Here is a 12230-nt window from a genome sequence, read left to right on the forward strand (position 1 = left end):
GTACTCACTCCTCATCCCGCGTCTTTTCACGGTGCTTCAGCCACAGTCGCACCGCAATCACCGCCACAACCACCAGAATCAACCACGCCCAGTGCTTCAGGTGCTGGTCGAGATTATGCAGCCAGGGCGCAATCACTTCGCCCCCTACATAACCGAGCGTCGTAAAGATCAGCGCCCAGGCAATCGCGCCCACAATATTGAGCGGCAGAAAAATTTTGGGCGGCAGATGGCTGGCGCCAATCAGTATCGGCCCGATAATGCGAAAGCCATACATAAAGCGCGTGCCAATAACGAACAGGTAGGGATGACGTTGAATGAGCCGCTGAGCGCGGCGGATTTTCTTCTGATGCTTTGCGAAACGCTTGAGCAGCGTGGGCCCAAAGCGCAGCCCCAGAAAGTAGAGCAGCTGATCGCCTATCATCCCGCCCAGCGCGACCGCTGCAACAACCAGCGGGAACTTCAGTAACCCCTGATGCGCGGCGACGCCCCCTAACAGCGTGATGGTTTCACCTTCTGCCACGCTGCCGATGACCAGCGCGGCATAGCCATATTGCTCAATGAGTGCGTTAATATCCATTACGTAACGGTTTTCTCCCTCTGCGTGCCTCGTTTAATCATATACCCCTTGAATCAACGGCGGGGAAATCAACGGAAATTTCCCACTGTACATAAAATAATCTAAAGCCTGCATTATACTTAAGGTATCGCTGACGGGCCGACAACAAGGGGGCGCTATGAACCATGTCTGGGGACTTTTCTCCCATCCCGATCGTGAAATGCATGTCATTAAAAGTGAGAACGAAACGGTCTCGCATCATTACACGCACCACGTGCTGCTGATGGCCGCGGTGCCGGTAATATGCGCTTTTATCGGAACGACACAAATCGGCTGGAACTTCGGTGACGGCACCGTGGTTCAGCTTTCCTGGTTTACCGGACTCTATCTTGCCATCATCTTTTATGGCCTGATGCTGGCGGGGGTGGCGGTCATGGGGCGCGTCATTCACTGGATGGCGCGTAACTATCCGCAGCGTCCATCGCTGGCGCACTGTATGGTCTTTGCCGGGTATGTCGCGACCCCGCTGTTCTTAAGCGGTATTGTTGCGCTCTATCCACTGGTCTGGCTGTGCGCGCTGATCGGTACCATTGCCCTCTTTTACACCGGTTATCTGCTGTATCTGGGGGTTCCTACCTTCCTGAATATCAATAAAGAAGAGGGGCTGAGCTTCTCGAGCTCAACGCTCGCCATCGGGGTGCTGGTGCTGGAGGCGTTACTGGCACTGACGGTGATTCTTTGGGGTTATGGATACCGTCTCTTCTGAGTTCACTGCATTGCTGGCGTAAATGCCAGCAATGCAGCATCCGTTCACGATTATCCTCTGGCGACAACGCCCGCTGACGGCTATGATGCCGAGGCCAGCCTGTGTTTATCTAACAACCCAGGCGGTGTACGTCATAACGTGCGTGAATAATTATCAGAAGTCTCACCATGCTGAAATTCCGAGTCTCTTTACTTAGCCTGGCGCTGTTGCTGGGTGCGTCCGCAGTCGTACCGGCCGTCGCCAAAACGCCCGCGGTGACCACCGCTGCTGCTCAGCCGCAAATTGCGTCCGGCAGCGCGATGATTGTCGATCTCAACACCAATAAGGTGATTTACGCCAGCCATCCGGACCTGGTGCGACCGATCGCCTCAATTACCAAATTAATGACCGCGATGGTGGTGCTTGATGCCCATCTGCCGCTGGACGAAAAACTGAAAGTGGATATTAGCCACACGCCGGAGATGAAAGGGATCTACTCCCGCGTGCGGCTGAACAGTGAGATCAGCCGTAAAAATATGCTGCTGCTGGCGCTGATGTCGTCTGAAAACCGCGCGGCGGCGAGCCTGGCGCACCACTATCCTGGCGGCTACGACGCGTTTATCCGCGCGATGAACGCCAAAGCCAAAGCGCTGGGGATGAACAATACGCACTATGTGGAACCGACGGGTCTGTCGATCAACAACGTCTCCACGGCGCGCGATCTGACGAAACTGCTGATTGCCAGCAAACAGTACCCGCTGATTGGTCAGCTCAGTACCACCCGTGAAGAGATGGCGACCTTTGCGAACCCGGCCTATACGCTGCCGTTCCGCAATACTAACCATCTGGTATACCGGGATAACTGGAATATTCAGCTAACCAAAACCGGCTTTACCAACGCGGCGGGACACTGTCTGGTGATGCGCACCGTATTTAACGGTAAGCCGGTGGCGCTGGTAGTGATGGATGCCTTCGGCAAATACACGCACTTCGCCGACGCGAGCCGCCTGCGTACCTGGATTGAAACAGGAAAAGTGCAGCCTGTCCCGGCCGCGGCATTGACGTATAAAAAGCAGAAAGCGGAGCAGATGGCGACGGCGCAGAACGACTGAGCCGTCTGTCAGCGCCGGGTGGCGGCTTTGCCTTACCCGGCCTACAAACACAAAAAAACGGTAACCCAGGTTACCGTTTTGCGTTTATTCCGGCAGCGTCCAGTCACCATCGTTGAGCGGACGCTGCATAATCACCGTATCCCGCCAGTCGCCTTTCTTATAGCCTACGCTGCGCAGTTGGCCGACAATCACGAAACCATGTTTTTTATGCAGGCGTAACGAGCCGGCATTGTTATTGCCATCCCCTACCACGGCAATCATCTGCCGCCACGGCCCTTGCTCGCAGCGTGCGATCAGCGCATCCATCAGTGCCGTGCCAAAACCGCGCCCGGTGATGCTGGCATCCACGTAAATCGACTCTTCCAGGGTATAGCGGTAGGCGTGTCGCGGTCGGTAAGGGGTGGCATAGCAGTAGCCCACCACAATGCCGCGGTACAGCGCGATAAGCCACGGTAAACCGTTCTCCGCCACGCTTTTCATGCGATGACGCATTTCGTCAATAGTCGGAGGGACTTCTTCAAATGACGCGCGCCCGTGAAGCACATGCCAGGCATAGATCGCGGCAATGGCATGCACATCATCGGGACGGGCGTCGCGCACTTCCAGCTCGGTCTCGGATAAAACATCAATAGCCGACATGATGTGCCTGCTCCTCGTTATCGAAGGCCGGAGAAACGTTTCTCCGGCGATAAGCCGTTACTCTATTACGATTAAGGAGCGCTTAACAATCTCTCAAATTTGGCTGTAGGAATTAATCAGACGTTTGCGTTATGTGCTGCTCCACGTCTGCGCTCTCTTTCCAGTATTTCTTCCGCGTTGTTTTACCGATGCCGGGATTCATGCTGTTTGTAGGGTCATTCTCGCGATAAAACTGCTTAAGTGCGTCAGGGGCTTTATAAAGATGTCCGACGTTGTGTTCCGCAGGATATTGTGCGCCGCGTTCACGCAGAAGGGCGAGCATCTGCTCCTTCAGTTCGTGTGCATCGACCCCTTTCTTGACGATGTAATCCTGATGGAAGACATAGCACATAAAGTGACCGTAATAGAGCTTGTGCACCAGCTTGCTGTCGATTTCCGGCGGCAGGTGTTCAAACCACTCGGTGTCGTTACGCCGCAGGGCGATATCGAGCGCCAGAATATCTTCCACCTCTTCGGAATGTACCGCCTGATATCGGATGGCGGCCCCTGCGGCGGCAAAGCGGTGCAGGAAGGCTTTGCTGCCCTCTTCAGGCGTACAGGCAAAGAAATCCCCTTCGGCCGTTTTAAAGAATTCGGTCAGCCAGCTCTGCGCTTCGGCAATTCCGTCTCCGGCCATTTTCAGCAGCAGGTGATGTTCGTACTTGTCGCGCCAGGTTTTCATCCTCTCCGGCAGATGCGCCGGGAAAACGTTGCCCAGCTTCTGCATAAAGCGGTCGGTGAAGTGGGGTTTGAACAGCGACACTTTCTCCAGCATCGCGTCGGTGCGGCCCTTCATGGTGAAGAAGAACGGCATTTTGTCGGTGCCGAGCTTGTCGATCATCAGGAAGGTATCTTTGCCGTAACGTTCGGCGATGTCGTAAATGTCCCGGTGCATGTATTCGCCCGCCACCGGCAGATGGGTGAATTCGCCCAGAATATGACGGCGGATCTCCGTCAGAACCTCAGGCTGGTTGGTGCCGATGTAGAATACCTGCTGCTTTTTCTCTGCCGGGAAGGTGTCCAGACGTACCGCAAAAACGGCCAGCTTGCCCGCGCAGCCGGAGGATTCAAACAGGCGGTCCGGGTCGGCGTTGTAGCGCGCCGGCGTATCGGCGTCGATATCCCGCACGCGGGTCACGTAGTCGTGATCGTGCGCGTGGCGGCCGTCGTGCTGCACATCTTCATCCTTCACGCGATCGTCGTCGAGCTTGCTGAGAATCTGTTCTGGCGTGACGCCGAGATCGATTCCCAGGTGGTTCACCAGCGTCAGCTTGCCGTTTTCGTCAATACGGGCAAACAGGGACATCTCGGTATAGGCGGGGCCGCGCTGCACCAGCGAGCCGCCAGAGTTATTGCAGATCCCACCGACCACCGAGGCGCCAATACAGGAGGAGCCGATCACCGAGTGTGGTTCGCGGCCCAGCGGCTTAAGCGCTTTCTCGAGGGAGTAAAGCGTGGTGCCGGGGAACGCGAGCACCTGCTCGCCTTTATCCAGCAGGTGCAGCTTGTCGAGGCGCAGGGTGCTGATAATCACGATGTCACGATCGTAATCGTTGCCGTTCGGCGTGGAGCCTTCGGTCAGGCCGGTGTTGGCCGCCTGCATTAAAATAATCTTGTCGGCGGCGACGCAGGCGCTCAGGACGCGCCACAGCTCCAGCAGCGTGCCGGGGAAAACCACCGCCAGCGCCTCGCCCTGACCGGAGCGGAAGCCCTTGCGGTAGCGGGCGGTTTTAGCCGGGTCGGTGAGCAGGTGAGAGGAGCCAACCAGGCGCGACAGTTCGTTAATAAAAGTTTTGTTATCGTCAGTTCGAACAGAAGACATCTTCCACTCCTTGTGGTGGGGCAAATTTCTCGCTGTAAAGCATAGCGCGATTAACTGTTAAGCGGTCGAGTATTCACGAGAAAAATCAGAGAATAACCCTGCAACGATCGGAGGGTTTGTGGCACACTGCGCTTTTCGCACGGTATGGCCGAGATCGTCCGGCGGTTATTGATGAGAGAGTAAAACGACATGAAATGGCTATGTTCTGTAGGTGTCGCCGTCAGCCTGGCGCTGCAACCTGCGCTGGCAGAGGATTTGTTTGGCAATCACCCGCTCACGCCTGAAGCGCGGGACGCGTTTGTCACGGAATTGCTCAAGAAAATGACGGTCGATGAGAAAATCGGCCAGCTGCGTCTGATCAGCGTCGGCCCGGATAACCCGAAAGAGGCCATCCGCGAGATGATCAAAGACGGGCAGGTAGGCGCCATCTTTAATACCGTCACCCGCCAGGACATCCGCAAGATGCAGGACCAGGTGATGGATCTCAGCCGCCTGAAAATTCCCCTGTTCTTTGCCTACGACGTGGTGCACGGCCAGCGTACCGTCTTCCCCATCAGCCTTGGCTTAGCGTCTTCCTTTAACCTCGACGCAGTGAAAACCGTCGGGCGCGTGTCGGCTTATGAAGCGGCGGACGACGGGCTGAACATGACCTGGGCGCCCATGGTGGACGTCTCGCGCGATCCGCGCTGGGGCCGCGGCTCGGAAGGCTTTGGTGAAGATACGTATTTAACCTCCACGATGGGTAAAACCATGGTGGAAGCGATGCAGGGCAAAAGCCCGGCGGACCGCTACTCGGTGATGACCAGCGTCAAGCACTTTGCGGCCTACGGCGCGGTGGAGGGCGGTAAAGAGTACAACACCGTCGACATGAGCCCGCAGCGCCTGTTCAACGACTACATGCCGCCGTACAAGGCAGGGCTGGATGCGGGCAGCGGCGCGGTGATGGTGGCGCTGAACTCGCTGAACGGCACGCCTGCAACCTCTGATTCCTGGCTGCTGAAAGACGTGCTGCGCGACCAGTGGGGCTTTAAGGGTATCACCGTTTCCGACCACGGCGCGATTAAAGAGCTGATCAAACACGGTACCGCCTCCGATCCGGAAGACGCGGTGCGCGTGGCGCTCAAGTCCGGCATCAACATGAGCATGAGCGACGAGTATTACAGCAAGTACCTGCCGGGGCTGGTGAAGAGCGGCAAGGTGACGATGGCGGAGCTGGACGATGCCACCCGTCACGTGCTGAACGTGAAATACGACATGGGGCTGTTTAACGATCCGTACAGCCACCTGGGTCCGAAAGACTCCGACCCGGCAGATACCAATGCCGAAAGCCGCCTGCACCGCAAAGAGGCGCGAGACGTCGCGCGCGAAAGCCTGGTGCTGCTGAAGAACCGCCTCGACACGCTGCCGCTGAAAAAATCCGGCACCATTGCCGTGGTGGGTCCGCTGGCCGACAGCAAGCGCGACGTCATGGGCAGCTGGTCTGCCGCGGGCGTGGCTGACCAGTCCGTGACCGTGCTGACCGGTATCAAGAGTGCCGTTGGTGAAAACGCCAAAGTGGTTTACGCCAAAGGGGCGAACGTCACCAACGATAAAGACATCGTGACCTTCCTCAACCAGTACGAGGAAGCGGTGAAGGTCGATCCGCGAACGCCGAAGGAGATGATTGACGAAGCGGTGAACGCCGCGAAGCAGTCTGACGTCGTTGTTGCGGTCGTGGGGGAAGCGCAGGGTATGGCGCACGAAGCCTCCAGCCGTACCGATATCACCATTCCACAGAGCCAGCGCGATCTGATCGCCGCCCTGAAAGCCACCGGCAAGCCGCTGGTGCTGGTGCTGATGAACGGTCGTCCGCTGGCGCTGGTGAAGGAAGACCAGCAGGCTGACGCCATTCTGGAAACCTGGTTCGCCGGTACCGAAGGCGGTAACGCCATCGCCGACGTGCTGTTTGGCGATTACAACCCGTCGGGCAAGCTGCCGATGTCCTTCCCGCGCTCCGTCGGGCAGATCCCGGTTTACTACAGCCACCTGAATACCGGTCGCCCGTACAACGCCGACAAGCCGAACAAGTACACCTCTCGCTACTTCGACGAAGCTAACGGCCCGCTCTATCCGTTTGGTTACGGCCTGAGCTACACCACTTTCAAGGTCTCCGACGTGAAAATGTCGGCGCCGACCCTGAAGCGTGACGGCAAGGTCACCGCCAGCGTTGAGGTGACCAACACCGGCAAGCGCGAAGGGGCTACGGTGATCCAGATGTACGTGCAGGATGTCACCGCGTCGATGAGCCGTCCGGTGAAACAGCTGCGCGGCTTCGAGAAGGTCACGCTGAAGCCGGGGGAAACCAAAACCATCAGCTTCCCGATCGACGTGGATGCGCTGAAGTTCTGGAACCAGCAGATGAAATACGATGCGGAACCGGGCAAATTTAACGTCTTTATCGGCATGGACTCCGCCCGCGTGAATAAAGGCGAGTTCGAGCTGCTGTAACCTTTCCCTCCTTTGCCTCCCCCCGTCCTGCGGGGGAGGCGTCTTACCTTATGCTAAAAAGGCATTTTGACGGTTAATTCCGCCGTTTTAAGCTACGCTTTTCTCTCAAGCCTCTGAAAAAGGCAGCAAAAAAATGAGGATAGCGGAATGACGATTGCAAAGGGGATGTTGGGATCTGCGGTGTTACTGGCGGCGCTGAGCCTGCCGTTACAGGCGGCGGAGCCGGTAAAAGTGGGTTCGAAGATCGATACCGAAGGCGCGCTGCTCGGCAATATCATTTTGCAGGTGCTGGAAAGCCACGGCGTGAAAACGGTCAATAAAGTCCAGCTCGGCACCACGCCCGTCGTGCGCGGCGCGATTACCTCCGGCGAGCTGGATATCTACCCGGAATACACCGGCAACGGCGCATTCTTCTTCAAAGATGAAAACGATCCGGCATGGAAAAACGCCAAAGCCGGGTATGAGAAAGTCAAAAAACTCGACGCGGAACAGAACAAACTGGTCTGGCTGACCCCGGCACCGGCCAACAATACCTGGACTATCGCCGTGCGCAAGGACGTGGCGGAGAAAGGGAAGCTGACTACCCTGGCGGATCTCAGCCGCTACCTGAAAGAGAAGGGCGACTTTAAGCTTGCGGCGTCGGCGGAGTTTATCGAGCGTCCTGACGCGCTGCCCGCGTTTGAAAAAGCCTACGACTTCAAGCTCGACCAGGCGCAGCTGCTCTCGCTGGCGGGTGGGGATACCGCGGTGACCATCAAAGCGGCGGCACAGCAAACTTCCGGCGTTAACGCGGCCATGGCCTACGGTACCGACGGCCCGGTGGCGGCGCTTGGCCTGCAGACCCTGACCGATCCAAAAGGCGTACAGCCAATTTACGCGCCGACCCCGGTGGTGCGTGAGGCGGTGCTGAAAGCGTACCCGGACATTGCAGAATGGCTCAAACCGGTCTTCGAAAAGCTGGATGAAAAAACGCTGCAGCAGCTGAATGCCAGCATTGCCGTCGAGGGGCTGGATGCCAAAAAAGTGGCCGCCGACTTCCTGAAACAACAAGGGCTTGTGAAGTAACGGGAAAAGGCTGTGCCAATAAAATGTCATAACCGCGTCCTGCTGCTGCTGGCCTTCGTAGCCATCGCGGCGGTCGCGTTACCGTTTGTCAACGTTGCCCCAAACCGCCTGATGTCGGGGGAGGGAAAAGCGCTCTGGCAGGTCTGGTCGTTTACGCCGGGGTGGCTGGCGGCGGCGCTGGGCGCGTGGGTGATCCTGTCGCTCTGGCAGGGACGCCCGGCGCAGTGGCTGACGCTGCTTCTCTCTGAAGGGCTGTTTATTCTCCTGTTCTGGAGCGCTGGGCTGGCGGCGACGCATATGGCCTCGGCGGAAAGTCCGCTGGCGAGAACCACTATCGGCAGCGGCCTGTGGCTGTGGCTGGCGCTCTGCCTGCTGGCCTGCAGCGATGCGATTCGTCGACTCATCCCCAGCGCCGTCTGGCGATGGGTGCTCAATGCGCAGATATGGTGTATTCCTTTACTCCTGCTGTTCAGCGGTGAGCTGAACAACCTCTCGCTGTTAAAAGAATACGCCAACCGTCAGGAGGTGTTTGATGATGCCCTCGCGCAGCACTTGACGATCCTCTTCGGTACGCTCTTTCCGGCGCTTCTGGTTGGGATCCCCCTTGGCATGTGGTGCTATCGCCATCCTTCACGCCAGGGCGGGGTTTTTACCGTGCTCAATGTTATCCAGACCATTCCTTCCGTCGCGCTGTTTGGCCTGCTGATTGCGCCGCTGGCCGGGCTGGTGAAGTCGTTTCCGGCGCTGGGAATGCTGGGAATAGCCGGAACGGGATTAACGCCCGCGCTTATCGCGCTGGTGCTGTATGCCCTGCTGCCGCTGGTACGCGGCGTGGTCGCGGGCTTAGGTCAGGTCGCACCTGACGTGCTGGAAAGCGCCCATGCGATGGGAATGAGCGCGCGGCAGTGTTTCTGGAAAATTCAGCTGCCGCTGGCGCTGCCCCTGCTGTTGCGCAGCCTGAGGGTGGTGGCAGTTCAGACCGTCGGCATGGCGGTGATTGCGGCGCTGATTGGCGCGGGCGGCTTTGGCGCGCTGGTCTTCCAGGGGCTGCTGAGCAGTGCCCTGGATCTGGTGTTATTGGGCGTGGTGCCCACGATTGCGCTGGCGGTGGTCGTCGACGCACTGTTTGCCTTATGGCTCGCGCTGCTCGGGAGAAGAGCCAATGATTGAATTTCATGATGTCAGTAAAACCTTTGCCGGTCGCCCCGCGGCGAGCCACCTGAACCTGAACTTTGCCGAGGGGGCGTTTTCCGTGCTGATAGGCACCTCGGGGTCGGGCAAGTCCACCACGCTGAAGATGATCAACCGGCTGGTTGAGCATGACAGCGGGCTGATCCGCTTTGCCGGAGAAGAGATCCGCAGCCTGCCGGTGCTGGAGCTGCGCCGTCGGATGGGCTATGCCATTCAGTCCATCGGCCTGTTTCCGCACTGGACGGTGGCGCAGAACATCGCCACCGTGCTGCAGCTGGAGAAATGGTCGCGGACGAAAATCGCCGAACGTGTTGATGAGCTAATGTCTCTGCTGGGGCTAGAGCCCGCGCTGCGCGACCGCTATCCGCACCAGCTTTCCGGCGGGCAACAGCAGCGCGTGGGCGTGGCGCGTGCGCTGGCGGCCAACCCGCAGGTGCTGCTGATGGATGAACCCTTCGGCGCGCTGGATCCGGTCACGCGCGGGGCGCTGCAGGCGGAGATGACCCGCATTCACCGCATTCTCGGACGCACGATCGTGCTCGTGACGCACGATATTGATGAAGCCCTGCGCCTGGCCGACCATCTGGTGCTGATGGATCATGGCGAAGTGGTGCAGCAGGGCTCGCCGCTTGAGCTGTTAACCTGGCCGAAGAACGACTTTGTGCGCGAGTTTTTTGGCCGCAGCGAGTTGGGCGTCAGGCTGCTCTCCCTGCGCACGGTGAGCGACTATATGCGTCGGGAGGCGGCGCCGGTGAGCGGCGAACCGCTGCAGGCGCAGATGAGCCTGCGGGATGCGCTCTCCGCGTTTGTCGCGCGCCAGTGCGAAGTATTGCCCGTTTCTGATGCCCGGGGCGCGCCGTGCGGCACCTTACACTTTCGCGATCTGCTGGCCGGGGAGGTGACGCGTGAAGGCACTGCGTGATCCGCTTCTCTGGCTGGTAGCGCTCTTTGTCGGCTTACTGTTTCTGATGCCCCACAGCGCGGCGCTGTTTAACGGTCTCTTTCCCGGGCTGCCGCGGCCGGTGTATCAGCAGGAGAGCTTCATTAATCTCGCCCTGGCGCATCTCTGGCTGGTGGCGCTCTCAAGCGCCATCGCGGTTGTGCTGGGCGTGGGGGCGGGCATCGCGGTCACGCGGCCCGCGGGCCGGGAGTTTCGCCCGCTGGTGGAGACGATTGCGGCCATCGGACAGACATTTCCCCCGGTGGCGGTGCTGGCGATAGCGGTGCCGGTGATGGGCTTTGGCCAACAGCCTGCCATCATTGCGCTGATTCTGTACGGCGTATTGCCGGTGCTGCAGGGCACGCTGGCGGGCCTCGCGGCGGTACCTGCGTCCGTGCTGAGCGTGGCAGAAGGGATGGGGATGAGTCGCGGTCAGCGGCTGCGCAAGGTTGAACTGCCGCTAGCGGCACCGGTTATCATTGCCGGGATCCGCACGTCGGTCATCATTAACATCGGGACGGCGACCATTGCGTCGACAGTCGGCGCTAATACGCTGGGCACGCCGATCATTATCGGCTTAAGCGGGTTTAATACGGCGTATATTGTGCAGGGAGCGCTGCTGGTTGCGCTGGCGGCAATCGTCGTCGATCGCGCTTTTGAGCGGCTGGCGCTGTACCTCAGCCGACACCGCCGCGAACAATAAACGAGTACCCTGCCAGCATCACGCCGCCGATACCGCTTACGGCCATCAGGACAAAAAGGGTAATAATGGCCAGTTTGGTTGCCTTCATCATGTGCTCCTGTTGTTAACGGAACAATTATACGGTGAAGCGCAGGTGTTAATGAACCATTAAATGCCGTTATGGCTCATCCGGACCAAGGGAATAGACCGGGTAACCATTCTCACGCCATTCCGTCAGCAGCTGTTGCTGCGAGGCGGACGGCACTTCGCCACACCAGACCAGCAGGGTCTGGCCGTCGAAAAACTCAGGTCTGAGCTGCGCCAGCGAGTGCGCCAGAACATCCACGCGCCAGCCCTTCTGGGTGGCAATCCACGCTTCCAGCCACAGGCGGGTGGTGTCGTGTACGTTCCAGCCCACCACCAGCGCATCTTTTCCGGCTTTGTTCTTCGCTGAGGCAAGGCAGACGGCAATGTAGTTGATCAGCACGCCGTCGAGCATGCTGAGCAGCGCCTGCAGGGTGGACTGCTGGCACTGCAGGCGTCGCCGGAGCGGAATGAAAAGATGGGATATCAGCGTCTGCGCCGGGTAATCGCGACCCTGCTCTTTTATCCATCCACGCAGGCGCTGCAGGTTGCCCGCCTGCAGGAGCCGCAGCAGGGTTTCCTGTTGTTCGCGCCAGAGATGTTGCGTATCCGGGTCGTCGTGGCTCAGCAGGGACTTCACTTTCCCAACCTGCACGCCGTTGTCGATCCAGCTTTTGATTTCGCGAATGCGGTCGATATCGTCATCATTAAAAAGGCGATGCCCACCGTCGGTCCTCTGCGGTTTGAGTAATCCATACCGTCGCTGCCACGCCCGTAGGGTAACGGGATTGATATCACAAAGGAGTGCCACTTCACCGATCGTGTAAAGCGCCATATTCGCCCCCTGGCTTACGCGTCCCCAGCTTAA

General features: G+C 58.7%; 12 protein-coding genes. 7 read left to right on the forward strand and 5 right to left on the reverse strand.

Annotated features, from left to right (window positions below):
- Window positions 1-4: 4 nt before the first annotated feature.
- Window positions 5-577 (reverse strand): DedA family protein, encoded by a 573-nt coding sequence (locus LLF79_RS02035; protein WP_008500905.1) that lies wholly within the window; start codon window positions 575-577, stop codon window positions 5-7.
- A 157-nt stretch (window positions 578-734) separates the two neighbouring features.
- On the opposite strand from LLF79_RS02035, the gene LLF79_RS02040 reads away from it, so the two are divergent.
- Together LLF79_RS02040 and pbpG are read left to right on the forward strand one after the other, a co-directional pair.
- Window positions 735-1322, forward strand: coding sequence for a Yip1 family protein (locus LLF79_RS02040; RefSeq protein WP_008500904.1), 588 nt, complete (start codon window positions 735-737; stop codon window positions 1320-1322).
- A 167-nt stretch (window positions 1323-1489) separates the two neighbouring features.
- On the forward strand, window positions 1490-2413 hold the full coding sequence (gene pbpG, locus LLF79_RS02045) for a D-alanyl-D-alanine endopeptidase (protein WP_023293820.1): 924 nt from the start codon (window positions 1490-1492) through the stop codon (window positions 2411-2413).
- Window positions 2414-2497: 84 nt separating this feature from the next.
- Here the strand turns inward: pbpG and LLF79_RS02050 are convergent, their stop codons facing one another.
- Window positions 2498-3052 (reverse strand): GNAT family N-acetyltransferase, encoded by a 555-nt coding sequence (locus LLF79_RS02050; protein ID WP_008500902.1) that lies wholly within the window; start codon window positions 3050-3052, stop codon window positions 2498-2500.
- Window positions 3053-3164: 112 nt separating this feature from the next.
- Window positions 3165-4913 (reverse strand): D-lactate dehydrogenase, encoded by a 1749-nt coding sequence (gene dld / locus LLF79_RS02055; RefSeq protein ID WP_213802380.1) that lies wholly within the window; start codon window positions 4911-4913, stop codon window positions 3165-3167.
- Window positions 4914-5102: 189 nt separating this feature from the next.
- On the opposite strand from dld, the gene bglX reads away from it, so the two are divergent.
- The 5 genes from bglX to LLF79_RS02080 all read left to right on the forward strand — a co-directional run bounded on the left by bglX (window position 5103) and on the right by LLF79_RS02080 (window position 11299).
- Window positions 5103-7400: a beta-glucosidase BglX gene (bglX, locus tag LLF79_RS02060; protein ID WP_070534213.1), complete on the forward strand. Its 2298-nt coding sequence runs from the start codon at window positions 5103-5105 to the stop codon at window positions 7398-7400.
- Window positions 7401-7547: 147 nt separating this feature from the next.
- Window positions 7548-8465, forward strand: coding sequence for an ABC transporter substrate-binding protein (locus LLF79_RS02065; protein WP_021241490.1), 918 nt, complete (start codon window positions 7548-7550; stop codon window positions 8463-8465).
- A gap of 12 nt (window positions 8466-8477) precedes the next feature.
- Window positions 8478-9635 carry an ABC transporter permease gene (locus LLF79_RS02070; protein ID WP_227879038.1) on the forward strand — a complete coding sequence of 386 codons (1158 nt, stop codon included), beginning with the start codon at window positions 8478-8480 and terminating at the stop codon, window positions 9633-9635.
- Window positions 9628-10578: an ABC transporter ATP-binding protein gene (locus tag LLF79_RS02075; protein ID WP_021241488.1), complete on the forward strand. Its 951-nt coding sequence runs from the start codon at window positions 9628-9630 to the stop codon at window positions 10576-10578. Before LLF79_RS02070 ends, LLF79_RS02075 begins: the two co-directional genes overlap by 8 nt.
- Window positions 10562-11299, forward strand: coding sequence for an ABC transporter permease (locus tag LLF79_RS02080; RefSeq protein ID WP_023344535.1), 738 nt, complete (start codon window positions 10562-10564; stop codon window positions 11297-11299). The genes LLF79_RS02075 and LLF79_RS02080 overlap by 17 nt, the downstream gene beginning before the upstream one ends.
- Here LLF79_RS02080 and LLF79_RS02085 read toward each other — a convergent pair.
- Together LLF79_RS02085 and mlrA are read right to left on the reverse strand one after the other, a co-directional pair.
- Window positions 11274-11387 (reverse strand): protein YohO, encoded by a 114-nt coding sequence (locus LLF79_RS02085; RefSeq protein ID WP_008500895.1) that lies wholly within the window; start codon window positions 11385-11387, stop codon window positions 11274-11276. The two genes, LLF79_RS02080 and LLF79_RS02085, sit on opposite strands and share 26 nt — an antisense overlap.
- A 69-nt stretch (window positions 11388-11456) precedes the next feature.
- Window positions 11457-12197: an HTH-type transcriptional regulator MlrA gene (mlrA, locus tag LLF79_RS02090; RefSeq protein ID WP_008500894.1), complete on the reverse strand. Its 741-nt coding sequence runs from the start codon at window positions 12195-12197 to the stop codon at window positions 11457-11459.
- Between the last annotated feature and the right edge of the window lie 33 nt (window positions 12198-12230).

Source organism: Enterobacter cloacae complex sp. 2021EL-01169 (genome assembly GCF_020733125.1).
In the GTDB taxonomy this organism is placed as follows: Bacteria; Pseudomonadota; Gammaproteobacteria; order Enterobacterales; family Enterobacteriaceae; genus Enterobacter; species Enterobacter roggenkampii.

Excerpts from the sequence above, each read along its gene's own strand:
- LLF79_RS02035 (WP_008500905.1), bottom strand. The coding sequence starts at position 577 with ATGGATATTAACGCACTCATTGAGCAATATGGCTATGCCGCGCTGGTC.
- LLF79_RS02040 (WP_008500904.1), top strand. The coding sequence starts at position 735 with ATGAACCATGTCTGGGGACTTTTCTCCCATCCCGATCGTGAAATGCAT.
- pbpG (WP_023293820.1), top strand. The coding sequence starts at position 1,490 with ATGCTGAAATTCCGAGTCTCTTTACTTAGCCTGGCGCTGTTGCTGGGT.
- LLF79_RS02050 (WP_008500902.1), bottom strand. The coding sequence starts at position 3,052 with ATGTCGGCTATTGATGTTTTATCCGAGACCGAGCTGGAAGTGCGCGAC.
- dld (WP_213802380.1), bottom strand. The coding sequence starts at position 4,913 with ATGTCTTCTGTTCGAACTGACGATAACAAAACTTTTATTAACGAACTG.
- bglX (WP_070534213.1), top strand. The coding sequence starts at position 5,103 with ATGAAATGGCTATGTTCTGTAGGTGTCGCCGTCAGCCTGGCGCTGCAA.
- LLF79_RS02065 (WP_021241490.1), top strand. The coding sequence starts at position 7,548 with ATGACGATTGCAAAGGGGATGTTGGGATCTGCGGTGTTACTGGCGGCG.
- LLF79_RS02075 (WP_021241488.1), top strand. The coding sequence starts at position 9,628 with ATGATTGAATTTCATGATGTCAGTAAAACCTTTGCCGGTCGCCCCGCG.
- LLF79_RS02085 (WP_008500895.1), bottom strand. The coding sequence starts at position 11,387 with ATGAAGGCAACCAAACTGGCCATTATTACCCTTTTTGTCCTGATGGCC.
- mlrA (WP_008500894.1), bottom strand. The coding sequence starts at position 12,197 with ATGGCGCTTTACACGATCGGTGAAGTGGCACTCCTTTGTGATATCAAT.